Raw genomic sequence first — 23363 nt, forward strand, 5'->3', positions numbered from 1 at the left:
GACCAAAATCATACGCGTATCGGTGAGGCTGCTCAACAATTCGATTAACAAATAAGGAGGTCTCGTAAAAGTGGATCGAGTTGTTGTTGTAACTAATTGAATGAATAAGGAATTGAAAATGAAAACCGTAAAGAAAATCGCGATAGGTGTTGCTACCGTTTTGGGGCTCGGCTTGGCAGTTGGAGCTGTTTACGCTCAACAAGGCCCCTTTGGTAATGGTACGGGGCAGGGCATGATGCGGGGGGGAATGATGCATGGACAAATGTCGGGACAAAATTCCGACATGAAAGTCATGCGAGAGCTTATGACTCCAGCCGAAAGACTTGCCATGATGGACAAAATGATTGACGCTAAAACGCCAGAAGAGCGACAAGCCGTCATGACAGCAAACCATTCTGAAATGGAAAAGCGAGCCAAGGACAAAGGCATTACTTTGCCAGCAGGACACGGACCGCACATGATGTGGGGCAAAAACTGCGGATAACTTATCCGTATCCGTAAAACCACCTGTGGGTGGTTTTACTTTTCAATCAAGGGAGCTTTTATGTCAGTCAATCAAATTCAAATTCATGTTGAAAACATCAAATGCGGTGGCTGTGAAAAGTCCATCATAAAGGGGTTAACCTCGATTGAGGGGCTGTCTCATATCGTGATTGACCAAGAGCAGCAGATGGTTAGCGTGGTGGCAGATGAGTCGTTGCGAGAGACTGTGGTTTCAAAGCTCAGGTCGATGGGCTATCCCGAGCACGGCAGCGTCAGCGGGTTGGAGGCAGGACTGACGAATGCCAAGTCATTTGTCAGTTGTGCGATTGGACGTATTTCCTGATTTGCACCAAGGTACCAAGTCGGTTAAGTGACTTGTTACTTGGCTAGCTCGTCTTCTGCGGCTTTGAGTGGGCAAGTGTTCAAGCCAAACAAAGTGTATGCACCGCAAAAACTAAACACACCAGTGGCCAGCACAATGCCGCCAACAATATAGCCCCACATTCCCACCACATTTGTGATCGCCAGAGCGAAAAGCACTAAGCCTGCAGCAATGCGCAAAATGCGGTCAATGCCTCCTACGTTTGATTTCATAAGTTTCTCCTAAGTGATTGAGTATTTGATATGAAGCGCATACGAGTTTCGTTGAGTTAAATCAATTCTGGGGTGTAAAAATAAATTAATGGCATTCTCCCAAATCAGTAGACAATTTTTAGAAGCGCAGTGTGATGCTACCTGTCAAACACATAGTGGCTGAGTTGATCGAAAAGCTTTTCGTAACTTGCTTGACTAAAAATTGCATTTGACGCGCAATAAAGGTGTAAAGCCAACGAGCTAAAAATCACCCCCTTGCTCGTGAAAATTTCGGTTGCTCATTTTGAAGTTTGAAGCAAAACTGTTTTCACAGCAACAAATAGGGCGGTGGCAATGGATGAAGATGAAGAAATGGCCGAGCTGAGGGCGCAAGAAGCTAGGCGGGTGCGGGATGAAGCTAAAAAATGCCTGCGGCATGCCAGTTTTCAGCTAGGTAAAGCAGCCTACGAAATTGATGAGTTCCTGAAAGACTTCAACACAGCTCGCATACCAATTAGGCGACAAGTAATCCTCAACGAAGCTATCGAGCATCTAGTTGCCAATGTGTTGCCAAATTTGGGTATCGCTGAAATGGCAAGGGTTCAGGTGCAGCTGGCTATAAGAGATTACAGTAAAAGTGCTTTCTGATGAGCTTTGATGGTTCGACTCCTCAATCAGGAGTCGAACTTTCGACTTAGACCAACTCAACTGCCGCCTTTAGCTGGCTTGGGCTGCTGTACAGGTAAGCAGCGGTAGTGCTGATGCTGCGGTGACCAGCAAGCGTTTTCAAGATGTGTATCGCAGTGCCCTTGTTAGCAAGGTTTGTTAAAAATGTTCTGCGCCCGCTGTGACTGCTGGCACCCTCAACACCAGCGCCTTCGTAGAGTAGGGCGAAAGTCTGTGCCAAGCTGTTAGCGTTGAAGCCTGCCCGGATGCTCTTTTGGCTAGCAAAGAATGGATAGCTGCGATCTACGCACTTGGCTTGCTCAGCATAGGCTTGCAATTCTGCTTTTAGCTTAGCGCTGACAAATACAGTGCGGGCATGACGGCCTTTGGTCATGTCAGGTAGCAAGCGGATTTCATCTTTAATCTGCCCGTCTGTCGTTGTGACATCGCTCCAGCGCAAGCAGGCTACTTCACCGATACGCAAACCTGCCCAGTGCGTGAGCAGCATCATTGATCTGTTACGGGCTGCGTACTTGCGTGTGTTGATGTGCGTTAACAAGCGCTCAATTTCAGCAGTTGTCAGTGTCTTTGCTTGTGCCATGGTGTTATCTCCTAAATCATGTGTTTGCGTTAATTGCATTGTGTTTTCATATATTTAGCTGGACAACCTGAGTCCCGCCAAACTGACGGGTTTCTGGGTTTGAGCAGGTCGAAATGAACTGGCTGTGGATAACTTTTTAGCGGTTTTTTTCTTCAATGATTTCAACGCTCAAATCATGAAATCATGGAAAAGTAACATTTTTCGTGATTTTTCTTGGATAACTCACGTGAGCTGTGGATAACTAGCGCAGATTGGCGAGCAAGCCCTACAAGCGCTGATCTGGGTTCTCAGCATTCAAAGTATTCGGGCGGGCAAATTGCCGCGCTATAGGGCTTTTAAAAGCGTCGTATTTTGCGAGTAACGACTGAAATTTATGCGAGTAATGCGGCTTGTATCTGCAGCCCGAATGGGTCCTGCAGGCCTAAATTTCTGCGCTGCGGATTTTTTAGGTGGAGTACTTATCAAATCACCATGGTGATTTTTACACGGTACCCGTCCAAGTTTTCGGGTTACCAAATGTCGGTTGTCCATCTGCGTGTCTGAAAACAAACTGTAGTCACACAAGAGGACTACAGATGAAAAACTTTGATGAAACCCAACTGACACAATTTATTGGAACAACTGGCTATTTCCGTATCAGCCGCAGGCATCTGCTGACAGATGGAACCAAGTACCTGGCTGAAGAGGCTGAGTGTTTTTGGATGATGGATGCAATTGCCAGCCACCTAAGTGAGATTGGTACTGAGGACTGGTTTGTCCAAGTGCGCGTAACTGTCAATGGCAACAGGGCAACGATGATCTACGAGGATGGCAGTGGCAGTGAACATGCCCGTCAAGAGATCCCATATACGGACTTTCCAATGCATGCCATTTCACTTTATGCCTGCTGGGACGGGGAGCACTGGGTGATCATGCTACCTAGCGAGTATTGACATAGTCGATTTCGTGTAGGTGCTTCCACATGATTTCTGATATAGTCATTGCATGTTTAAGACCATGGTCAAAGTATTCTTAATCTTTTGCATAGGCTGGCAGTCGCTGGCCTTTGCGGGAGCTGGTGCGCTTGTGGCCCACGAAGAACAAGAGCAGCACGAGTTACTTCACTTCCAAGGTGTTGCTCATCATCATGACGACCACGCCGAAGACTTTCATCAGGACAACTCCTCGGCATCAACTGCGCATTGCCTGTCCGACGCCTGTCAGTTTTCTTCGGCCTTGCCTTCCCCGCAGTGCTCTTTACCTTTGCTGGCGGGCACTTATTACCTCTCTTTAGAGCGTTTCTTCTCTAGGGGCCAGCTGTTGCCCGACGGACTCGAACGCCCCCCGAAACCAAAGGCCTGACTTTCGGCCGTGCCTGCGCTTGAACTTGCGCAGTGCTTTTTTGGTTCCGCCCCTTTCGCTGCGCCTGTATTTGGCGCAATGTGACCGGGCGTAAATAGTCGATCAATATGATGAATAAAATGACATGGCGTGAGCCATGGCAGCCGTCGCTCGCTTTAATGCCTTGCGTGCTGCTATGCATAGCTCTCGCTGCTTCAATGCCAGTGCGGGCGCAACAAAGTACGCAAGCCTCGTCCAATGCTGCGGCGGGCGCTCTTACGCTCAACCAAGCGCTCGAGGCTGCTTGGCTGCGTTCATTGGAGGTATCCGAATCACGCGGTCGTTTTGCCCGCGCTCAGGCTGACTTGGCCGTAAGTCAAAGCTGGTTGGCTGCAGCACCTGCCGTGAGCATGGGACAACGCGAGGGGCGTGCTGGTGCGCCTGCCGGAAGCCGTGAGACCGAGCTTGGGATGGCGTTTCCCCTTTGGCGGCTCGGACAGCGCACCGCTGGAGAGCAGGCGGCCCAATCTCAGTCGGGTTGGGTTCAAGTCACTGAACAGGTTGAGCGCTTGCGCTTGGCAGGGCGGCTGCGCGATGCAATTGGCGCCTTGAATCTGGCCGAGGTCGAATTGCAGCAAGTGGAACGGCAGGCCCAAGTCCTGGAGCAATTGACACAGGACGTGGAAAGGCGCGTGCGTGCGGGTGATCTCGCCCCCTCCGATGCGCTTGCAGCGCGGGCTGAGTGGCTCGCGGTCCAGGCGCAAGCAAGTGCAGCGCGTCAAGCCTTGGGTGTGCAGAAATCCCAATGGCACTTGCTCACGGGCCTTGCTCCTCTGAAATTGCAGGCGAGTGTCGCGCCCGCTTTGGCGCAATTGCCGGACAACCACCCCGAACTCGTTCTCGCAAGCGCAACCTTGGACTTGGGCCAGCGTCGAGCAGATCTGGCGCGTGTTCAGCGCCCTGATTCGCCACAACTGACATTGGGCATGCGGCAAGAGTTCTCGGGACAAGGGTCAAGTTCGCAAAGCAGTGTGGTGGTGGCGCTTAGGGTGCCTGTGGGTGGACAGATCTACCAGCAACCGCGCATCGCTGCGGCGCTTGGTGAGCTGGACACGGCACAAACCCAAGCGCAGCGGACACGCGAGCGTTTAACTGCCGAACTAGAGCTGGCGCAGAGCCAACTGGGTTCTAGTCAGGCTCAACTGCAAGCGCAGCAAGAGCGCGCGCAATTGCTGGCAGAACGGGCTCGTTTGATCGACAAGTCCTTCCGTGCCGGTGAAACGGCGCTGCCTGAAATGCTGCGTGCCGTGGCCGCAGCCGCCAGTGCCGAGAGTGCCTTCGCGCGGCAGCAGATTAACCATCTCATGGCGATGGCTCGCCTTGAACAAGCTTTGGGATTACTGCCATGATTTATCCATTGATTTCCAGATTCGTTTGGGCAGGCTTGATGGCCAGCCTGCTGGCACTAATGCCTGCAACCACCTGGGCTGGCCCCGGCGCACATGGCCCCAATGGCGAGCACTTGGATGCGCCAACAATGGGTATCGCCAACGGCATGCGGGCCAACCTTCAAATTGAAGCCAAGTCAGATCTTTTCGAGCTTGTCGCAACGCTGACCGGTGGCGAGTTGTCAATTTTGATTGACCGATTTGCGACCAATGAGCCCGTGCTTAAAGCGCAAGTTGAGGTTGAGTCAGGCGGTCTAAAGGCGCAGGCTAAATTTCACGCCGACATCGGTGATTACGCGATCGATGACCCGGCCATGCTGAAGAAGCTTTCTACACCGGGCGAGCACCCTCTGGTGATCACTGTGCTTGCGGGCGAGGACAGCGACTTGCTTGATGGCGTGTTGCGGGTGTCCGCGTCCTCGGCCGATCATGAGCATGGCATTCATTGGGCGTGGTGGACTCTTGGGGCGTTGGTTATTTTTGCGCTGCTGGGCATTGCAGCCGCACTACTGCGCAAAAAATTTCAGCGTCAGTTCTCCGAAGGAGGTCAAGTATGAAACGTCTGTCTTATTTAGGTGCTCTAGTAGCGATTTTGTCGATGGTCGGTGCCGTTTCCGTCTGGGCTGGCCCTGGCGCTCACGGCCCGAATGGTGAACATTTGGATCAAGCAACTTCGTCCACTGCCGGTGGGCTTGCCCGCCTGCCGGATGGCAGCGTGAATGTGCCCAAGCTGGCACAAAGGCGCATGGGACTGCGTACCCAGCTCGCCCCCGAGTCCGAGGCCGCCGCAACCATTCAGTTGCCGGGTCGGGTCGTGGTTGACCCCAATGCCAGCGGCCAAGTGCAAGCGACACATGGCGGACGTGTTGAGCCTGGACCGCGTGGCTTGCCAATGGCGGGACAAGCCGTCAAGCAAGGCGAGGTGCTGGTTTGGGTGCGCCATCATGCTGATCCGTTTGCCTTGGCAGCACAACAATCGCAGCGTGCTGAGCTAAGAGCTGCGCGTGATTTAGCGGAGCAGCGCCTGCGCCGGTTGGAGTCGCTCGAAGGCACGGTGCCGCGAAAGGACATTGACGTCGCACGCATTGATGTCCAGTCACTGACTGAGCGTGAACAGCGCATCGCAGCGAGTTTGGATGCGCGTGAGCCTTTGCGCGCGCCGGTCTCGGGTGTCATTGCACGTGTCGACGTGAAGGCGGGCCAGATCGTGGACACACGCGAGGTGTTGATCGAGGTCGTTGATCCTTCTCGTTTGATGGTGGAAGCTAGCACCCCCGACGTGTCGCTTGGCGGTCGCTTGGGCGTGGCCTATCTGTCTGGGGTCGAGGGCGTTAAGTTGCAACTGGTAGGCGCCGCACGCTACTTGCGTGACGGCGTTTTGCCGCTGAACTTTCGAGTTTCGGTTGCTGCTGGCGCATCACCTCTCGCTGTCGGTCAACCTGTGACACTGATCGCGGCACTCAACGAGCGGCGCAAGGGCATTGTTCTGCCAGCGTCTGCTGTCGTGCGCAGTCCTTCTAACGAACCCATCGTCTGGATCAAGACGGGCGCTGAACGCTTTATGTCCCAGCCGGTTCAGTTTCAAGCTCTGGACGCTGTGACGGTGTTGGTCACCCAAGGACTGGCCGCTGACAACCGCGTGTTGGTGCAAGGCGCGGCGTTGGTTGCGCAGATTCGCTGAACGGAGATTAAGCATCATGTTCAATTGGATCGTTCAATACAGCCTGCGCAATCGGCTATTCGTCTTAGCCTTTGCGGCTTTGCTCATGGTCTATGGGGCATTGACCGCCTGGCGTACACCGGTCGACGTGTTTCCCGACCTTAACAAACCGCTCGTGACGGTGATGACTGAGGCAGGCGGCATGGCGCCGGAAGAGGTCGAACAACTGGTCAGCTTCCCCATCGAGACGGCCCTCAACGGCATGCCCGGTGTCACGCGGGTGCGCTCCACCTCGGGCATTGGCCTGTCGGTCGTGTATGCCGAATTCGACTGGGGCACTGACATTTACCGCAATCGCCAGTTGGTTGCGGAGCGATTGGCGCAACTGCGCAGTCAACTGCCTGCCAGCATCACGCCGGTGATGGGGCCCGTCTCGTCCATCATGGGCGAGATCATGCTGATTGCACTGCCATTGCAAGGCGGCGAAGGTGCGGCCACCCCTATGCAGGCACGTGAATACGCTGACTTTGTCTTGCGACCTCGCTTGCTTGGCATTGCTGGCGTCTCTCAGGTGATCCCCATTGGCGGTGAGGTGCGTCAGTTGCGTGTGGAGCCTGATCCAGCGCGCATGGCCCAACTGGGCATTTCCCTGAGTCAAGTCGAACAGGCCCTGCGCGGATATGCCGGCAACGTTGGGGGCGGTTTTATCGATCTCAACAGCCGCGAATACCTCATTCGTCATATGGGTCGAACCCAGCGGCTGGAGGATTTGCAAGGCATGGCGGTGGCTTGGAAGGATGGTCGGCCCGTGTTGCTTGAGCAGGTGGCTCAAGTGCGCTTTGCCGCTGGCCTGAAGCGTGGCGATGCAGGTTACCAAGGGCAACCAGCTGTGATCCTGAGTGTGCAAAAACAGCCGGCTGCTGATACGGTGAAGCTCAGTCAGCAGATTGAGCAAGCCTTGAGTGATCTTGAGGCAGGCCTGCCACAGGGTCTTGCCAAACCCCAAGTGCTGTTTCGGCAGGCCGATTTCATCAAGGCCTCCGTTGGTAATGTGACGGAGGCGCTGCGCGATGGCGCGGTGATTGTGGCCATCGTGCTGTTCGCGTTCTTGCTGTCTGTACGCACCACGCTGATCTCTTTAATTGCAATCCCACTGTCGCTGGCGGTCACGGCTTTGGTCTTTCGCGGGCTGGACCAGTCGATCAACGTCATGACGCTGGGGGGCTTGGCGATTGCGATTGGTGAGTTGGTGGACGATGCTGTGGTTGACGTTGAAAACATCTTGCGTCGACTCAAAGAGAACCGAGCCCTTGACAAGCCGCGGTCAGTAATGGCGGTCGTGCAGCAGGCCAGTGTCGAAGTGCGCTCGGGCATTGTGTACGCCACGGTGATCGTTGTGCTGGTATTCGTGCCCTTGTTCGCTTTGCCGGGTATCGAAGGCCGTTTGTTTGCGCCGTTGGGCATTGCTTACATCGTCTCCATCTTGGCGTCGATGGCAGTGTCCATGACAGTGACCCCGGTCTTGTGCAGTTACCTGCTTCCCAAAATGAAACAGCTGGGACACGGGGACAGCCCCCTTGTGACGCGCCTAAAGGCTTGGGACCGAAGGTTGCTGGACTGGTCCTTTCCGCGCGCGCGGGTCCTGATCAGTGGTGCGGTAGTAGCAGTTGCTTTGGCCGCCGCCAGCGTGCCCTTTTTTCCACGCGCTTTTCTGCCGGCTTTCAACGAGGGCTCGCTGGTGCTGTCTCTGCTGTTCAATCCGGGTACTTCACTGGCTGAGGCCAACCGCATGGGGGCGGTTGCCGAACAACTGATCGGCCAGGTGCCTGGGGTCAGTCAGGTGGGTCGGCGTACGGGTCGAGCTGAACTTGACGAGCATGCCGAGGGTGTGCACTCGACCGAGATTGACGTGGACTTGCATCGCGATGGCAAACCAGTCGATCGCGAGGAAGTGATGGCACGCATTCGCGCTCAACTGGTCGTATTGCCCGGACAAGTGGCCATTGGTCAGCCGATTTCGCACAGGTTGGATCACTTGCTTTCGGGCGTTCGTGCCCAGATCGCGGTAAAGATTTACGGCGACGACACCGACACCCTGCGTGGGCTGGCCGAACAGATGCGCGGCCAGTTGGCCATCATTCCCGGTCTGGTGGACTTGACTGTTGAGAAGCAGGTGCTTATCCCACAGATCATGGTCCGACTCGACCCGCAGCGTCTGGCGCAGACAGGCCTGGCGCCGGGTGAGGCACTGCGCATCCTGAAGGCGCTGACGGACGGTGCTCACGGCTCGCAAATTGTGGATGGAGCTAAACGCTACGACTTGGTTCTGCGGTTGCCTGACGACAAGCGCAGCCCGCAGGATCTGGCTCGCACGTTGGTAGATACGCCGGCCGGACGCTTACCGGTGTCGAGCTTCGCCACGGTGACGGAATCCGATGGCCCCAACCAGATTGGGCGCGAAAACGGCCGTCGGCGTATCGTTGTCTATGCCAACAGCGATGGCTCCGACATGGGACGCATCGTGGCCGATATCCGCAAAGCCATCGCGGCCACAGCGCTCCCAAGCGGCAGCTTTATCAACCTAGAAGGTCAATTTCAAGCGCAGGAGCAGGCGACCGGCCAGATCGTGGGCTTGTCGCTAGTGTCGTTGGCGCTTATGTTCCTGGTGCTGTACTCGCGTTATCGCTCGGCGGTGCTTGCGGGCATCATCATGGCCAACATTCCGCTTGCATTGATTGGAAGCGTTGTTGCGATGTGGCTGGCGGGCGTGACGCTGTCGGTAGCAACGATGGTGGGCTTTATTACCTTGGCTGGTATTGCCACGCGTAACGGCATCTTAAAAATCAGTCATTACATCAATCTGTGCCGATTTGAAGGCGAGACATTCAGCCAGCCCATGATCGTGCGCGGCTCGATCGAACGGCTGACACCGGTACTGATGACTGCTCTAGTGGCGGCCTTTGCATTGACGCCGCTGCTGATGGCCGGTGACGCGCCTGGCAAGGAAATCCTGCACCCAGTGGCGGTGGTTATCTTTGGCGGCTTGATCAGTTCTACGCTTTTGGACACCTTGCTTACACCACTGCTATTCTGGCGTTTTGGCGCCGCGGCAACGGATCGGCTTTTGAATCCAAGCAACACCGACGATGAGCCGCAAAGACCCGAGCACGATGCGTTTTGACGAGTTGATCACAGGTTTGGTGGTGCCGCCTTCAAGCGCACCACGCCATTTAAGGAGTTAAGAGATATGAAGATGAAGCATTTGATTTCAGTGGCTAGTTTGGCCATTTCTTGCCTGAGTATGAGTCCAGTCATGGCCCACGGCGATGCAAAGCCCCTGCATGGCGGCATCGTGCAGCAGGTCAATGACCTGAGCTTTGAGTTGGTCGCTCAGGCCGATGGCGCCACGATTTACCTGATGGACCATGACAAACCGATGGCCTCCAAAGGCATCACCGGTAAGCTCACCGTCTTGCAAGGCACCAACAAGTTTGAAGGAGAGATCAAAGAAGCAGGAGACAACACACTGCGCGTCATGGGCGTTAAGCTGGGCAAAGGTGACAAGCTTGTCGCTGCGCTGAGCAACGTCGGCGGCAAGAGCATGACCGTGCGATTTACGATTAAATAAAAAAATTTGACCTTAATTATGATCTTTGTATTGAAACTTAAACAACTTTAATGTTTTCGTATCGCGGGTATTTTTCGAAAATATCTGTAATCTTTTTCATGTTTAGTTAATCTCATTCAAAATTAAACATTAACAAAAAAATCTTAGGACATATCGAAATGAAAAACACTTCACACAAAATAATCTTGATTGCTTCAACGGCATTTTTCTGCTTCGGAGTCGCAGCACAAACCAAAGCAACCGATTCGCATGCTGGGCATGGTTCGCACGCAGGACACAGTTCCTCAGTATCAAGCACGGAAACGGCGACGACATCCACAAAAAAATATCAGCAGATCAATGACAACATGCACAAAAGCATGGACATAAAATTCACAGGCGATGCTGATAAAGATTTTCTTGCGGCCATGATTCCCCATCATCAGGGAGCTATCGATATGGCAGAAGTGGTTTTACAACATGGCAAAAATCCAAAGATCCGTAAACTTGCTCAAGAAATAATCACAATGCAGAAAAAAGAAATTGTCGAAATGAGACAGTTATTGAAAGAATCAAAATAAAAAAGACTCCAGCTTTGTGAATATTTCCAAAAAATTGGAAAGAAATAACTTGCTGATCATGCTGCCTAGCGAGAATTGATTAGGCTTGGGCCAGCTTGAATGCTGTGAAATCCGTAATGAGCCCATAGCAACCAACGCGCGTCCTGCGCGTTCAGGGCTCTAACTTCCGTCTTAATCACTTGGCTGCGGCCTCGAACTTGTGCCCGAACTGATGCTTGGTAGGTGTGCATCAAGTACTTATCGAAATTGCTGCCTGATCATTTCGGAACCAATGCCAGACAAACAAGGACTTGCTTGATTTGGCATCAATCGATCCAAGTGACCCATTTATGGGTCATTTGGGCATATGTGCTTATGACTTAATTGAATGATTACTACTATAAGCGTGTGACTTTTTCTTTTTTTCGATAATCTGTATATTCCAGCTAAATACGTGTGAATTCCAGGATTTCCAAGTCCTGACTACATGGAGTTGCAGATGATCAAAATCACCGTTGATGCACAGGTCTACGAAGCGCTGCAAAAGGCGTTTCCCAAGCCTGCCAATTCAGCGCACAGAGCACTGGCTAAATACATCAGCGTGCTTGAGACCATGCTGTTCAAAAGCCTGCATTTTGCTGCAACCCCCCTGCAGCGCAAGTTGGATTTATTCGCCATCTCGCTTCAACAACTGGCAAATCAAGGTGGCCAGATTGGACCAAATAAGCTGCGTGTGCATGCATGGCTCAGGAATAACAATTTCAACTTGGTCGAGTCGGTGATCACCGGCTCAAACTTAACTGGAAGTGTGAGCCAGTGCAAATTGACCAAGCTGGTCACCATGGTGGACACGCTGGCAGTAGAGGACAAGATATTGCGTTCAGGCAAAAGCGACAGTGAAATTGACCAGCACCTATGCGGCGATGACTTTGGCAACTACCAAGTCTTGAACTTGTTGTTTCCCGAGTTCAAGCAACGGATCAAATCAGAAGAGATCGAAGAGCTTTTTGACCTTGTACCTGTTGACAAGGAAAGCGTCAAAAGCTACATCATCTGGCTCACAACCGAGTCCGAGAAAATCAGCCAAGAAAAGAAAGATCAAGCCCTGCGCCAAGCGCGAATTATTTTGGCCATATCCAGTGTGATGCATGGCTACTATGTGCAGCGCAAAAAGCCCAGCCTATTTGGTCGCATGTACTACGAGGGCACCAGCGTTCAAAACATCAACAAAGAACTACGCCGAGCAGTGCTGGGTAATTGCTTTGAATATGACATCCGCTCAAGCGTTGTGGCTTGGAAGATGGGCTGGGCTAAGCAATACATAGATGCCCGAGAGCAGGGCGAGGATTTGCGTAAGGTTTTCAGCGCCACGCTGAATTTTCTGGAAGACAAAGCGGACTTCATGGGCACAGTGCAGTACTTCACATTTGGAGATACCAGCCCTGTACACAAAGACCTTCAGCCTAAATTACTCAAGCAAGCGTTTACAGCCATCAGCTTTGGTGCTCGTCAAAACACCACAGGTTGGCAGAATGAATCTGGCGGCTGGACGAATCCTGCACTGGTTGACATCATCAAAAACGGTGCTGATAGGGAACGGTTCCTTGCTGACCCCACAGTACAGGCCTACATCAACGAGCAGAGCATTCTTGATACGCACCTGTATGAATTAGTTAAGGCTACACGTAGGGACTTGCTCAGCAAATCTTTTCTTCAAACGCCCAGTGGCAGACCCAGCAAGTCCAAGATCCTTGCTTACCTTTATCAGCACGATGAAACCGAGGTAATGGACATTGTTTGTGAAGTAGCTGCCCAACATGGCCGCGAGCCAATTGCCCGCGTGCATGACGCTATCTTCTTCAAGCACAAGCTAAGCGTGGACTTGCGCCATGAGATAGAAATGACCATGCAAGATCAAACCAAAAACCCTTATTGGCGCTTGAGTCACAAGCAGTTGGAGCGTTATGAGCCTCGTTATTTGGATTTAAAAATGGATGAGGCTGCACATAAAGAGCGCATACGTCAAGAGACAATTCGTGCTCGAGAGCACTATGCAAACCTGTCTGTTGATTGATCTGTCAACCAATAGTTTGAGCCCCGCCAAGTAGTCGGGTTACCAGTCTTTTCGGTTGCTCAACGCCATGGTCTGACAATAAATTAGCTATTCCTGCAACACACACAAGGAGTAGTTATGTCAGGTTTAAACGCGTTGAAATTAGTTCAGGCCAAGCGTGAAAAGGGTAATAGCCCACAGCACGCAAGGCGTCAAAAGCTCAGCACCAAGTTAGCTGAGCAAATCCAGTTAGCCAAGGCCCAGCAGTCGGGCGCTGAGTTTTCCCCAGTAAGAGTTCGTACTGTCAAGGATGAGGTAACAGGACAGAACCGTAAGGTTGAAGTGCCTAAGAAGTTAAAGCCTTGGTGGTGGACAGATGAAAAGGGCAAGCTGTGCATCACCGTTCGCTATGGTGCACGCACACTGGAAATAGTCGAGGGGAAAAATGCCATCGAGACTGACAGCATTGCCGATGTGATCACCTCGCTACAAGTCATTCGCACTGCTGTTGATTCAGGGGAATTGGACAAACGTATTGATGCAGTGATGAGCCAGGTCAAAGCTGACTTTGCCAAAGACTCTGCCACCAGTAGTCGCCCAACATTGAAGTTGCCAGCTAAGTCTTAGTCCAATGCGAGTTCAGAGCCAGCAGGTGAATAACTTGCTGGTTTTCTTTTGGCTAAACGGCTTTGATTGGCCTGATAGGTTTGACATTAGCTGTCTTGGGCTTGGTTGGCTTACGCAGCTTTTGTAGGGCTTGCTGTGCACGTTGTGCCTTTTGTCTTTCACGTTCAGTTTTTAACGCATCACTTGCGCGTTTGCTGGTGACGCGTAGTTGGTCCAGTCTTAATTGCTCTGGTGTTTTTGGTTTCTCGAGCTCGAATATTCGCATGCATTTATTTATGGCAGCGGATAAATAAATGTAGGAAAAGGAGACCAAAGATGAGATTTATGGAAATCGCCAACCCTGAGGATCAGCTAGCACTTTGGAGGCTGATATCTGACAACGTATGGTCAGCGGTTACGGCACAGGCCAAGCAAGTTGCAGCCCAAAAAGCACAGGCCGCAGCTAACCCCAATCCGAAAAAGTTCAAGCCCAAGAAGGCCATACCTAAACCACCCCCAGCCCCAAAGCCAAAATCACCAACCCCCAAGCCACCCCCAGCTAAAAGTCCTGTACCCCCACAGCAAAGAACGGTGGCCCCCAGCAGGCCTTCACCATTACCCAACTCACAGCCTGTGCTCAGGCCTACCCATTCAAGTAGTTTTAGCCAGGCTGATTTGCATGGCATGCAGCAGCAGGCTCAGGGTGCAGGGCAAACCTATTCGGCACAAAAACCCTTCTAACGACTCGAAACCGTGGATTTATGACGAGAAATATAGTGTTTTTAAATTTCTTGATCATGGGGATGACAGGCATAGCGCAAATGGTTCTTGTTACCCTGATAGTCAAGCTGGCAAGATTTACAAAAGGCTCATCCGGCGTGGCTCACGCTTCTCATGTCAGTCAATAAGTCCAAGCACCTCGACTGCTTGAGACCTTCAAAGCTGGTGTCACCGACCAGATGCTCAGGCAACATGAATGAATGCTCTGATTCAAACCAACTAGATTTTTGCCACTGCCCACAAGAGACTGCATTTTTAAGATCAGCCTCTTGATGTCGTGTCCATCTGGCTTGCATTGGCACATCTTTGCAACTGGGGAATCGACCAATCTCAACATTGGCGATCAACTTGGCAGCCATTGAACATGCTTGGCTTGATTTTGTACGCATGGCTTTTTGCTTTGACTTGGTCTTGATAATGGAGTCACCAGCTTTTGGATGGTGCTGTGGGCAAAGTTCCAAAAATTTACTCACCTGATAGGTGCCCCATCGGTTGATTGGATCTGCTTCGGCGCTGTAATCAACGCAGACCTTGAGCGCATTAGACAGGTAAGCAGGCTTGATGCTCTTGTAGGCTTTTTTGTTGCCCGACTTTATTGTTTGATATTTGGCATCTTGATCGTAATGCTCGCCACGCAACCTCGCATTTGTGAACAGCTTGAATATTGCATCGCTAATTGTTTTGGGATCAAGGTGCGTTGGAATTGCTAAGCAAACCATTCCGGGCATTGGGATTTTTAGATCATTCTTTAGCAGCAGTTGAAGACCTGCTGTTAAGGCTTTGACCAGTTCTATTTCAATTTGTGGCGAGTCAAATAACTTGGTCCCCTTTTTGACCCACCACTCTGGGAATGAGTTGTATTGGTAGAGATCCCCAAAGTCCTCCCAAATCTTGATCAAACGTTCATCATGGCACTTGCCATTTTGCTGACAAATCCACCAAAAATCTTTGCTACTACGAAGAAATGCGACCCACCAAAAGTGAAGACTAGATGCCAGCAAATCGTTGCTGCGTAGGGCATGGTTAGGCGTGTCCACGTTGATCTCCCAGCTAGTTATGGGCTTGTCAATATAAAAAATGATACAGATTCTGTCTAGGGTGAATCTGTATCACCGAAGCCCCTTAGCCTTGGTTCCAGCAGCGATCGGCTGCATAACCCTAAAGGAAATAGCCATGCAATTAACCAATGGAGCCATCAAAGTTGGGGTGCAACTGCCCCCAATAAACCCTACCGCCGTAGAGGAATACGAGGGTGTTGACCTGAATACTTTTGATCTAAGTGCCTTTGCCAAGCCTGCGAAGGTTCGCACTGCCAGCGCGGCAGGCACGGATGTCTTGAGTAACAACCCTGAGGTTCAAAAATTCCTCACTGAAGGAGCTGAGCTGTTCAAGCTCGGTGAACGCTATGAAGTGGAAATCGTCCAGCGTGGCCACAACGCGCTGTATGAACTCCTGGCTTCGATCTATGACTTCTCCATGCGCATTGAAAACAGTAGTTTCAAGGAAAAGATCTTGACTGAAATCCGCAAGGATTTAAAAGATAACCACAGCATCACGCTCAAGTCCAATACACCTGCCATCAATACGATGGTCAAGTACATGGTTCGCTCAGACAAGGTTACAGCGAGCCGTTATTTGAAAGTTTTGACTGTGGCGCAAAAGGAGAACCTTATCGCCGCCGATCTGCCCGCGTACATCGCTCGCCGCGGTGGTGTGAGCCAGATTCAGGACGTTGAATCTGCCGCACTGGCTAAAGGCACGGGTGATAAGAACAACAAGGAAAGAACGTCGCTGATTCGCGAGTATTACGAGTTGGTAGGAAAGGCATCCAAATTGGACTTTGATTTTGATGGCGACGTTTGCGTTTACGCTGAAGAAAAAGAAGGCAAAACGGAAGAATCATCTTTTTGCGTGTTCGTAGCCGTGCATGTGGGTGGCAGCAAGTTCAAGATGGTCTCTGCCAATGAACTTGGAAAAGCTTACGAGGACAACCTAGTCAAGTTCATTGGTAAGACGCTGCCAAACGATTTGACAGTGCTGGAGCACGGTGTTCGTAATCTCAAAAAGCAGATCTCCATGGACAAATCTCAGCCTGAAAGCCTGCGCAAGGAAATGCAGGTTCAGTTGGCAATTCCCCTGAAACACAAGCAAGTAGAAGTCATTGATATGGACACCAGTGACGACGCGCCTCTTTAAAACCAGCCCTTGATCTGGTCAGGGCGCAGAGTAACGGCTGGGCCTTGACTGATCATTTATTCATAGGAATACCGATCAAACAGGAGAAATCAAAATGACGAAATACTTGGTTTTTAGGAATCAACCCGATAGTGGACAAGTAAATGAGCCGGGCAGCAGGGAGGAGATGGCAAGTGAGATAGCTAATGTTGTTTCGCAAGATCGCATGCCTCCCAATTACTACATTGCTTTTTCAATTGAAAATCCAAAAGTTTCTTTTGAGTCACTTAAGGAATTAGCTAAGTTCTCAGTAGAGATTACTGATGAGACTGCCGAACTTTGGGTCAATGAAATTCAGGCGATGGTTGAAAAAGCTTACATGGTGGATGACGCTATTGGTGAGGCGTCCGGTGGTATTTACCAAACAATGATTGCGTACAACAATGCAATTGAAGCCAGCAGTAATTTCAAAGATTTGACCAGTTTGAGTATAAAAGCTCTAGATCGTGCGTTTGAATACTTTGAGGTGGAATCTGCCTACGAAGTTTCAACCAAGGTGGAGGAAATTTATTCAGTCGAATCCTTTGAACATCATCACGTTTGAAAGGAAATGACCATGTCTAAATACCTAGTTATTCCACGTCGTGCTGATTCACCTATGACCCATGCAGGTGGCAGCAATGAAGAGACTGTTTGTGAAATAGCTAAAAATTTGTTGCATTACCCGGGACCTTCTGAATATTTGATGGCCATACCAGCTGATACCAAGATTGCCACATTTGCTGTGCTCAAGGAAGATGCCCTGTGCTCAATCGAAGTCACACAGTCAACACTTGAGACTTGGCGCAAGGATGTGACAAATATCCAAGACGCCATCAATTCGTTTCAGTCAGCCAGAGATCATGCTGAAAACGTCCTGGACCAAGCCTTAGGTGATTTGGACGAGGCCTATGAAAACAGCACTGGATTTAAAGGCTACACACCAAGTGATGACATCAGTGTCTACGGTGCGCTAGAGCAGATGGGATCTAACGATCTCGAATACACATTTCAGCGCGCCTTGCATGAGATGTATAAATTTCAAGTGATTAGACGTCATACGGCTTGAAGGTGAGCAATATGGAACAGGCACAACTTTTCAAACGGTTGTTCGACATGAGCTTGGATGAGATCGCATCTTTCATTGATTACGATGAAACGATTGAAGCATCCCTGTACAAGTTGGACATGGCAACTCGCACAAGGTACATCATTGAAGCTGTTCAACTAGAGGACATGTGGCAGTCACTTGATGAGGAAAGTCAAACTTTTGATATCTACATATCCATGAGACTTTCGCCTATGACGCTGGCATCTTGCTTTCACTTAAACCACGACATGAATGGACTCGAGTGGCGATTTGTTTTTCCGCGCTATGACGATTTACCCAAGAACTCTCGACCCAAGTGTTTTGGGGAGTACTTGGCATTGAACAAAAGTGTGCAAATTATGGATATCGAAAACTACGATATGGACATAGCGTGTGAATTTTTGGACAAGGCATATGACTTCTCACATCACAAGAACAAGCCCATCGTTACTAGGCAGCAGGGTGGGTTTAGCTAGTAAGAGCAATAAATGTCAGTTGCTTCTCGAGTTCAATGCAGGCCATTTGCGCGGCCATGGGATTCTTGCCTGCATTGATCTCCAATCTAAAAGTCTCGCCTGCAGTGGTGATGTGAACTTTCACGGTGCCGGCCTTGCTTTTAAATTGGTAGGAGACATCTGCCCTGGGTAGATGTTCACGTTCATTAACAATCAAACTAACCTTGTGTTTGCCGATGTCTTGCAGGCGCTGGTTTAAAGCCCAAGCGCCAGCAACTCGGCCTTTGTAGTCAGCTATGGCTTCCTTGACTACAGTCATGGTGCCAGCAGGTCCAACTTTGGCAATGATGGCTAACTCGCCGCTCAAGTCTTCTTTTCTCACAAGCCTGACCCTGATCCGCTCGTAGTAATCGACCGCAATCAAAGCTGCCTTCATCTTGGTGATGGCTTCTTCTGCGTAGCGTTCGAAGTGCTGATTGAGTAGGGCAGACATGATGGGCTTTGATTATTCAGTCGTGAGGTTAGGTTGTGGCTGGTAATTCATTTCAGGGGATCAGGTGGACTGCTTGCGTTGAGCTTTGAGGCGATTCTCAAAGTCATCGGTCAGTTCAGAGTTCTGTGCAATCAAGGGCATGACAAGACCCGTGCCCATTTGCACCAAATTCATGATGTTGTTGTTAGCCATCTGCGCACTCATGATGGCTTTGATCTGAGCGGCTTCGGTGCTGGCAGTCTCATCCACAACACCAGCAAACTGTTTAGCCTTCATCAAAGGCGTTAAGTGGCTGTAGTGCTTGGTGATCATCAACACTGACGTTCCCATCTGCTCAGCCAAATCGTGAATTGGGATGCCTTCAAGCAAGCGCTGGGTAGCGTAGTAGTGGCGCAGGCTGTACAAGCTGCGCTCCTTGCCCGTAACAGGGCAATTGAGCAGTTCGGAGTCCTCGAGCCACTGACGGAAAGGTTTGTTCCAGTTGTCGGGCACAGAGCCGTCGGACAAACGGAACAGCAGCTTGGGGATCTTTTTCTTTAAAACTTCTTCCAGCGTCATGCCCGCTAAGTCCGGGCTAAGCTGACGTAGGCGCTCTAGCAGCAGCCAACAGCTGTTGTGGGCAACAAAGTTACGCGCACCCCGTTTGCCGCGCTGTAGACGGAAATGAAGGATGGGCTGCCCATCGCGTACTTCCACATCAATGTGCCGCCACTCCAAGTACTCGGCCTCAGTGCCTGGGCGCATTCCAGTAGCGGCCATGAAGGGTACATAGATGGCCAGTAGCTCTCTGATTATTTTTGTGCGTGCAGTGCGGCCATCCAAGATGAACTTGGCCGCATACTTCATCATGGCTTCCAACTCTTCATGACTGAACTCCGCGCGGCGGTCACTCTCAACACCAGTGTTCTTGGTAAGAGGGCGCTCATACGCAGTCATATAGCCACGCTCGATGGCTTCATCAAAAATCAGGTTCAGGGCAGCGTTGTGATTGTTCTGGGCGCTGCCTGAGAGCTCACGTCCCACCTTGTCACGCCGCCATACATGGAATTCCGAAATCACAGCTGGCTTGATGCCATCCACGTTGTAAAGGCCGTAGAAGGGGATTAGGTACAACTTAATAGCTGACACGTAGTCACGGGCGCTGGGTTTGGCGGTTCTAGCGGCAATTTCAGCCTCCAAGCGATGCAGGACGATTTCAGCCACTGGCTTGAACTTTCTGCTTGTGACTGGACGACCTTCTTCAAAGTCAAAAGTTGCCTTCATCCACATGCGCTCAGCAATGCGTGCGGCTTCCTTCACGTTGGCTGTATCCGTGCTGCGACGGAACCAAGTTTTGAGATTCTCCAGCTTGTAGTGAGCTTGCCATTTTTTACTGTCGTCACGACGCACAAGCCTAATCAATTCAGGCTTGACTATGACAGTTTGTGAGGCTGGTACACGCATGTCAGCACTTTACAACGACTTTTAAGAAAAATCAACCAGCGGCAGATTTAATATTCGTGTAATAACCGTGTAATTGATACTTTAAATAAAAACAACGAGGTAAGTCGTTGTTTTTAAAGGGGTTTTGGCTCCTCGACCTGGGCTCGAACCAGGGACCTACGGATTAACAGAACACACGTCCGTCAAAAGCCCAATGTTTATGCGGGTTGCAACGTGATTTTGTGATACGTAGCACAGAACGTGTTACACAAAAAACACAGAATTTTTAGCACGTTTTTACTTTACCACACCCACAAATATTTGCAAGTGGGGGGGGTATAGGTTAAAAATCACCACCCCAAAAGTTTCAGCTATGTGCTAAAAATCCGCAGCCCATTTTTTTGTGGGCTGCAAACCCATTTCAGTGCAATGTATACCAAACATACAAACAGTCTACTAACCATTTGTGCATAGTCTGTCGTCCCCATTCACACTCTTTTTGTAGCAGCACTGTTTTTCGCCAAATAACCCACATTTTGACGCTGTAGACGCATTTGTTGTGGAGTTAATGGTTGCTGTGTAGCGTGTGGCTGCTGTGCTTGTGCTGCGTGTGGGTTGGTTGCATTTGGTTGTTGCTGTGCCATACCCACAGCTTTTTGCTGTGTGGGTAGTGCATTAGGCTGTTGTGGGTTGTCAGCATTTGCTTGTTGTTGCTTCATACCCCCACCCATTTGCTGTGTGGGTTGGTTGCCCACTTCAGTTTTAGCGTGTGGGGGTGGTTGTTTTTTAGGTTGGGGTGGGGGCGTAATGTGTGGGGGTGGGGGCAAACTTTTACGCCCCCCACGTTTACCCCCAATTTTTGGTTTAAGTTTTGCTTGTGCAGCTTTTTCTGCACGTTGTCGTCTTTCAGCTTCAGCTTGTTGGCTAACAGCTGTCCAAGTGTTGTCACTTATCAATTTCCATAATGCAAGTTGTTCTTCTGCACTTGCTATTTCATTTATACGCATAGTTGCACCCCCACAAGTATTTATGTGGGAGTGCACTAGCAGTTAGTGTGAAAAGCGTTCTCTAACAGCAGCACTTGCAGCTTCAATTTGTGTGTCCATTTCACCATTCTCAACACACTTCTTAACTGTTTCCAAAACAGCAAGCAATTCATTGCCACTTCCAACTTCAATACTGTTTTTTCCTTTTGCCAATTCCAAAACACGTGTGCCATAACGAACTTGCAAACAGACTTTGCCACTTTCAGCAACAAACCACCATTGTTTGATACGCTTTGCTGCTTCAATTGTTTTGCGTTCACCTGTTAGCTTGTCTTTAACATTACGCAAACGAATTGGTGCAAATGTTTTACCCTCTGCACTAGCACGTGCCAATTCAATTTGTTCCCACAATTGATTGGAAAGTTTGTTACGACGCTGCACAATTGGACTAGCAGTTTGAGGACGTTTAACTGCTACCAATTTCAAACCATTTAATGCACTCATTTTCTACTCCTTAATTGTTGAACGAGTGCATTAACTGTAGTTTCAGCAACCAAAAAGGACAACCAAAATAGAACTAATTTCACCCAAATAGGCTTTGGTTTTATTTGATTAGCTTTGGTTCTGCATAAATAAACTTATGCAGCAACTAACAAACGGACAAAAACTACAGTTAGCTTACAGAAAACACATAGCACCTTACTCAAATTACGTGCAATGTGCAGTTACGCTAACACTCAAACAAACAGCACTTATACGAGTGCGAAGATTTGAAAATTATGGTGACGAATACTACGAATTTAGGGAGTATTTGGACGAGGACAAGTTACGCAGCACTATTAGATTTTTTACAGCACAACTTACAAATGAACTTTACGGCAACAAAGCAAAACACAAAAACAAACAAGATTGGGCAAAGCCACTTGTAATTACAGTAGTAGAGGGCAGAAACACCCACAAACTAACTCACTTGCATTTGGCAATAGGCAACATACCAACTACACATTTAGGCAACATAGCACACTACACACAAGCAGCATTTCAACGCTGCGACTTTGCCAACAAGCAGCTGTGCGTTAAGCACGTTACAAGTGGCATTGGTTGGTTGGGTTACATAACAAAAGAAGTGGGATACACAGACAATGACGCATTGGACATTGTTAGTAGCACCATCCCCCCATTCATACAACAAAGCATCTGCACAGAAAGTCGTTTGCTAACTGCGTGAATTGGAAAATTTAGTAAGGTGGCAGTGGGGTTTGAAGCACTTCAATACTATTGCTTTTGCCAAATATAAAGATAGAATGAATTGGAATGCACTAACGTAAAGTGAGCACCAATGAGCAAGATAAAGTATTTCACTGCAATTGAAGAAATTCTTAAAGAAGTTAACGCAACTGAAACAATATGGTTAGAAGAACTATTAGATAACTATAGATTTCCAAAAGTTGCATTTAATACAAGAAAGAAATACCTAAGAGAATACATTGAGGAAAATCCAAAAAAACTTGAAAAAATTTCAGGTTTTTATCCATCAGCAGTAACAATAGTGAACTTAGTTGAATTGAAATTAGCTGAAGCAATAAGTGAAACTAATCTTAATCCTGCAAATAAGGTGGCAAGGGATATTGTTAATGCTATTGCCAAACCAATACTTGAAAATTATCTAGTAACAAGTTTAGATGAAAACATAACGAACGGAAATGTAAGCATATCAATACCAAAACTGATGGATTTTTTGCAACTTGAATTTACTGAATTTTTATCAAGTAGTGGCAATGGGTTGCAGTCAATAGCAGGTGCACTAAATGAACATTTATTGCAGAAAGCAATGTTAAATGCAGGAATGGATGAAACGCAGTTTCAAAAGACAGGTAAAGATTCAAATGCTGACTTTAAGATTTATTCAAAAGTTAAGCAGAGAAATCAATTAGGTGTTGAGGTTAAAAGTTATCACGCAAGAGAAAGATTGCTGAGGGGATTACAAGATATTGTTGGACATAAAGTTGGATTTGGCTTTTTTGTTGATGCAGGTGAATTTAATTCGCACAGAACTCAAACACTTTTGCAATCTGAAACTGCTGCAATTTATATGCCTCAATCCACATTAGATGATGTGGAATTTGAAGCACAAGCAATGAGAACAACTCAAACAATAGCGTTTAACAGTAAATTTTATCGTCCTATAGAACGATTTGTTAGCGATATGAAATATTTCTGCACCAACGACGAATTACCTAAGTTTGGGTGATGATTTTTTAATTTTCAAAATATGAGGAAGCATTGCAGCTGCGACTGTTTTCATAACAGGCACTGCAACTGAATTTCCAAATTGTTTGTAAGCTC

26 protein-coding genes are annotated in these 23363 nt (G+C 49.4%); 19 read left to right on the plus strand and 7 right to left on the minus strand.

Annotation, left to right across the window (positions count from 1 at the left end):
* Nucleotides 1-118 precede the first annotated feature (118 nt).
* Both V7Q41_RS03330 and V7Q41_RS03335 read left to right on the plus strand, forming a co-directional pair.
* Entirely contained in the window at nt 119-484 is a 366-nt protein-coding gene (locus V7Q41_RS03330; RefSeq protein ID WP_333842759.1) for a hypothetical protein, read from the plus strand.
* A 60-nt stretch (nt 485-544) separates the two neighbouring features.
* The gene (locus V7Q41_RS03335; RefSeq protein ID WP_333842762.1) at nt 545-826 is read left to right on the plus strand and encodes a heavy-metal-associated domain-containing protein; all 282 of its coding nucleotides are present in this window, start codon (nt 545-547) and stop codon (nt 824-826) included.
* Between the two features lie 35 nt (nt 827-861).
* Here V7Q41_RS03335 and V7Q41_RS03340 read toward each other — a convergent pair whose 3' ends face one another.
* Nucleotides 862-1077 carry a YgaP family membrane protein gene (locus tag V7Q41_RS03340; RefSeq protein WP_333842764.1) on the minus strand — a complete coding sequence of 72 codons (216 nt, stop codon included), beginning with the start codon at nt 1075-1077 and terminating at the stop codon, nt 862-864.
* Between the two features lie 333 nt (nt 1078-1410).
* On the opposite strand from V7Q41_RS03340, the gene V7Q41_RS03345 reads away from it, so the two are divergent.
* The gene (locus tag V7Q41_RS03345) at nt 1411-1704 is read left to right on the plus strand and encodes a hypothetical protein (protein WP_333842766.1); all 294 of its coding nucleotides are present in this window, start codon (nt 1411-1413) and stop codon (nt 1702-1704) included.
* Between the two features lie 46 nt (nt 1705-1750).
* On the opposite strand, the gene V7Q41_RS03350 is transcribed toward V7Q41_RS03345, so the two are convergent.
* A complete protein-coding gene (locus V7Q41_RS03350; RefSeq protein ID WP_333842768.1) occupies nt 1751-2362 on the minus strand; it encodes a tyrosine-type recombinase/integrase in 612 nt (203 codons plus the stop codon).
* A 536-nt stretch (nt 2363-2898) separates the two neighbouring features.
* Here V7Q41_RS03350 and V7Q41_RS03355 point away from each other — a divergent pair.
* From V7Q41_RS03355 to V7Q41_RS03400, 10 genes are all read left to right on the plus strand, one after another.
* Entirely contained in the window at nt 2899-3255 is a 357-nt protein-coding gene (locus V7Q41_RS03355) for a DUF6876 family protein (protein ID WP_324499194.1), read from the plus strand.
* A gap of 52 nt (nt 3256-3307) precedes the next feature.
* Nucleotides 3308-3664: a hypothetical protein gene (locus V7Q41_RS03360; RefSeq protein ID WP_333842776.1), complete on the plus strand. Its 357-nt coding sequence runs from the start codon at nt 3308-3310 to the stop codon at nt 3662-3664.
* 197 nt (nt 3665-3861) lie between these two features.
* Nucleotides 3862-5052 carry a TolC family protein gene (locus V7Q41_RS03365; protein WP_333842779.1) on the plus strand — a complete coding sequence of 397 codons (1191 nt, stop codon included), beginning with the start codon at nt 3862-3864 and terminating at the stop codon, nt 5050-5052.
* A gap of 38 nt (nt 5053-5090) precedes the next feature.
* Nucleotides 5091-5648 carry a hypothetical protein gene (locus V7Q41_RS03370; protein WP_333842782.1) on the plus strand — a complete coding sequence of 186 codons (558 nt, stop codon included), beginning with the start codon at nt 5091-5093 and terminating at the stop codon, nt 5646-5648.
* Entirely contained in the window at nt 5645-6772 is a 1128-nt protein-coding gene (locus V7Q41_RS03375) for an efflux RND transporter periplasmic adaptor subunit (protein ID WP_333842785.1), read from the plus strand. Before V7Q41_RS03370 ends, V7Q41_RS03375 begins: the two co-directional genes overlap by 4 nt.
* 16 nt (nt 6773-6788) lie before the next feature.
* A complete protein-coding gene (locus tag V7Q41_RS03380) occupies nt 6789-9932 on the plus strand; it encodes an efflux RND transporter permease subunit (RefSeq protein WP_333842788.1) in 3144 nt (1047 codons plus the stop codon).
* A 66-nt stretch (nt 9933-9998) separates the two neighbouring features.
* Nucleotides 9999-10379 (plus strand): hypothetical protein, encoded by a 381-nt coding sequence (locus V7Q41_RS03385; RefSeq protein ID WP_333842790.1) that lies wholly within the window; start codon nt 9999-10001, stop codon nt 10377-10379.
* 158 nt (nt 10380-10537) lie between these two features.
* A complete protein-coding gene (copM, locus tag V7Q41_RS03390; RefSeq protein ID WP_333842793.1) occupies nt 10538-10939 on the plus strand; it encodes a CopM family metallochaperone in 402 nt (133 codons plus the stop codon).
* Nucleotides 10940-11864: 925 nt separating this feature from the next.
* Nucleotides 11865-12992, plus strand: a complete 1128-nt coding sequence (locus V7Q41_RS03395) for a hypothetical protein (RefSeq protein WP_333842796.1) — start codon at nt 11865-11867, stop codon at nt 12990-12992.
* A 117-nt stretch (nt 12993-13109) separates the two neighbouring features.
* Nucleotides 13110-13598 carry a DUF6641 family protein gene (locus V7Q41_RS03400; protein WP_333842798.1) on the plus strand — a complete coding sequence of 163 codons (489 nt, stop codon included), beginning with the start codon at nt 13110-13112 and terminating at the stop codon, nt 13596-13598.
* A gap of 848 nt (nt 13599-14446) precedes the next feature.
* On the opposite strand, the gene V7Q41_RS03405 is transcribed toward V7Q41_RS03400, so the two are convergent.
* Nucleotides 14447-15394: a hypothetical protein gene (locus tag V7Q41_RS03405; protein ID WP_333842800.1), complete on the minus strand. Its 948-nt coding sequence runs from the start codon at nt 15392-15394 to the stop codon at nt 14447-14449.
* 136 nt (nt 15395-15530) lie between these two features.
* Between V7Q41_RS03405 and V7Q41_RS03410 the strand changes: the two genes are divergently transcribed.
* From V7Q41_RS03410 to V7Q41_RS03425, 4 genes are all read left to right on the plus strand, one after another.
* Nucleotides 15531-16553 carry a hypothetical protein gene (locus V7Q41_RS03410; protein WP_333842803.1) on the plus strand — a complete coding sequence of 341 codons (1023 nt, stop codon included), beginning with the start codon at nt 15531-15533 and terminating at the stop codon, nt 16551-16553.
* Nucleotides 16554-16647: 94 nt separating this feature from the next.
* Nucleotides 16648-17136 carry a hypothetical protein gene (locus V7Q41_RS03415; protein WP_333842806.1) on the plus strand — a complete coding sequence of 163 codons (489 nt, stop codon included), beginning with the start codon at nt 16648-16650 and terminating at the stop codon, nt 17134-17136.
* 12 nt (nt 17137-17148) lie between these two features.
* Nucleotides 17149-17640, plus strand: coding sequence for a hypothetical protein (locus tag V7Q41_RS03420; protein WP_333842808.1), 492 nt, complete (start codon nt 17149-17151; stop codon nt 17638-17640).
* An 11-nt stretch (nt 17641-17651) separates the two neighbouring features.
* Nucleotides 17652-18137 (plus strand): hypothetical protein, encoded by a 486-nt coding sequence (locus V7Q41_RS03425; RefSeq protein ID WP_333842811.1) that lies wholly within the window; start codon nt 17652-17654, stop codon nt 18135-18137.
* Here the strand turns inward: V7Q41_RS03425 and V7Q41_RS03430 are convergent.
* The 4 genes from V7Q41_RS03430 to V7Q41_RS03445 all read right to left on the minus strand — a co-directional run bounded on the left by V7Q41_RS03430 (nt 18130) and on the right by V7Q41_RS03445 (nt 21521).
* A complete protein-coding gene (locus V7Q41_RS03430) occupies nt 18130-18609 on the minus strand; it encodes a hypothetical protein (RefSeq protein ID WP_333842813.1) in 480 nt (159 codons plus the stop codon). The two genes, V7Q41_RS03425 and V7Q41_RS03430, sit on opposite strands and share 8 nt — an antisense overlap.
* A 60-nt stretch (nt 18610-18669) precedes the next feature.
* Nucleotides 18670-19998 (minus strand): tyrosine-type recombinase/integrase, encoded by a 1329-nt coding sequence (locus V7Q41_RS03435; RefSeq protein ID WP_333842815.1) that lies wholly within the window; start codon nt 19996-19998, stop codon nt 18670-18672.
* 521 nt (nt 19999-20519) lie between these two features.
* Nucleotides 20520-21038, minus strand: a complete 519-nt coding sequence (locus V7Q41_RS03440; RefSeq protein WP_333842818.1) for a hypothetical protein — start codon at nt 21036-21038, stop codon at nt 20520-20522.
* Between the two features lie 42 nt (nt 21039-21080).
* Nucleotides 21081-21521, minus strand: coding sequence for a DUF6641 family protein (locus tag V7Q41_RS03445; RefSeq protein ID WP_333842820.1), 441 nt, complete (start codon nt 21519-21521; stop codon nt 21081-21083).
* Nucleotides 21522-21657: 136 nt separating this feature from the next.
* Between V7Q41_RS03445 and V7Q41_RS03450 the strand changes: the two genes are divergently transcribed.
* Nucleotides 21658-22245 carry a hypothetical protein gene (locus tag V7Q41_RS03450; RefSeq protein WP_333842822.1) on the plus strand — a complete coding sequence of 196 codons (588 nt, stop codon included), beginning with the start codon at nt 21658-21660 and terminating at the stop codon, nt 22243-22245.
* A gap of 111 nt (nt 22246-22356) precedes the next feature.
* On the plus strand, nt 22357-23268 hold the full coding sequence (locus tag V7Q41_RS03455) for a hypothetical protein (protein ID WP_333842824.1): 912 nt from the start codon (nt 22357-22359) through the stop codon (nt 23266-23268).
* Nucleotides 23269-23363: the final 95 nt, after the last annotated feature.

The organism is Limnohabitans sp., from assembly GCF_036804465.1.
Classification (GTDB): Bacteria; Pseudomonadota; Gammaproteobacteria; order Burkholderiales; family Burkholderiaceae_C; genus Limnohabitans.

Coding starts and splice junctions, on each gene's coding strand:
- V7Q41_RS03330 (WP_333842759.1), top strand. CDS start 119: ATGAAAACCGTAAAGAAAATCGCGATAGGTGTTGCTACCGTTTTGGGG.
- V7Q41_RS03335 (WP_333842762.1), top strand. CDS start 545: ATGTCAGTCAATCAAATTCAAATTCATGTTGAAAACATCAAATGCGGT.
- V7Q41_RS03340 (WP_333842764.1), bottom strand. CDS start 1,077: ATGAAATCAAACGTAGGAGGCATTGACCGCATTTTGCGCATTGCTGCA.
- V7Q41_RS03345 (WP_333842766.1), top strand. CDS start 1,411: ATGGATGAAGATGAAGAAATGGCCGAGCTGAGGGCGCAAGAAGCTAGG.
- V7Q41_RS03350 (WP_333842768.1), bottom strand. CDS start 2,362: ATGCAATTAACGCAAACACATGATTTAGGAGATAACACCATGGCACAA.
- V7Q41_RS03355 (WP_324499194.1), top strand. CDS start 2,899: ATGAAAAACTTTGATGAAACCCAACTGACACAATTTATTGGAACAACT.
- V7Q41_RS03360 (WP_333842776.1), top strand. CDS start 3,308: ATGTTTAAGACCATGGTCAAAGTATTCTTAATCTTTTGCATAGGCTGG.
- V7Q41_RS03365 (WP_333842779.1), top strand. CDS start 3,862: ATGCCAGTGCGGGCGCAACAAAGTACGCAAGCCTCGTCCAATGCTGCG.
- V7Q41_RS03370 (WP_333842782.1), top strand. CDS start 5,091: ATGGCCAGCCTGCTGGCACTAATGCCTGCAACCACCTGGGCTGGCCCC.
- V7Q41_RS03375 (WP_333842785.1), top strand. CDS start 5,645: ATGAAACGTCTGTCTTATTTAGGTGCTCTAGTAGCGATTTTGTCGATG.
- V7Q41_RS03380 (WP_333842788.1), top strand. CDS start 6,789: ATGTTCAATTGGATCGTTCAATACAGCCTGCGCAATCGGCTATTCGTC.
- V7Q41_RS03385 (WP_333842790.1), top strand. CDS start 9,999: ATGAAGATGAAGCATTTGATTTCAGTGGCTAGTTTGGCCATTTCTTGC.
- copM (WP_333842793.1), top strand. CDS start 10,538: ATGAAAAACACTTCACACAAAATAATCTTGATTGCTTCAACGGCATTT.
- V7Q41_RS03400 (WP_333842798.1), top strand. CDS start 13,110: ATGTCAGGTTTAAACGCGTTGAAATTAGTTCAGGCCAAGCGTGAAAAG.
- V7Q41_RS03410 (WP_333842803.1), top strand. CDS start 15,531: ATGCAATTAACCAATGGAGCCATCAAAGTTGGGGTGCAACTGCCCCCA.
- V7Q41_RS03415 (WP_333842806.1), top strand. CDS start 16,648: ATGACGAAATACTTGGTTTTTAGGAATCAACCCGATAGTGGACAAGTA.
- V7Q41_RS03420 (WP_333842808.1), top strand. CDS start 17,149: ATGTCTAAATACCTAGTTATTCCACGTCGTGCTGATTCACCTATGACC.
- V7Q41_RS03425 (WP_333842811.1), top strand. CDS start 17,652: ATGGAACAGGCACAACTTTTCAAACGGTTGTTCGACATGAGCTTGGAT.
- V7Q41_RS03430 (WP_333842813.1), bottom strand. CDS start 18,609: ATGTCTGCCCTACTCAATCAGCACTTCGAACGCTACGCAGAAGAAGCC.
- V7Q41_RS03440 (WP_333842818.1), bottom strand. CDS start 21,038: ATGCGTATAAATGAAATAGCAAGTGCAGAAGAACAACTTGCATTATGG.
- V7Q41_RS03445 (WP_333842820.1), bottom strand. CDS start 21,521: ATGAGTGCATTAAATGGTTTGAAATTGGTAGCAGTTAAACGTCCTCAA.
- V7Q41_RS03450 (WP_333842822.1), top strand. CDS start 21,658: ATGCAGCAACTAACAAACGGACAAAAACTACAGTTAGCTTACAGAAAA.
- V7Q41_RS03455 (WP_333842824.1), top strand. CDS start 22,357: ATGAGCAAGATAAAGTATTTCACTGCAATTGAAGAAATTCTTAAAGAA.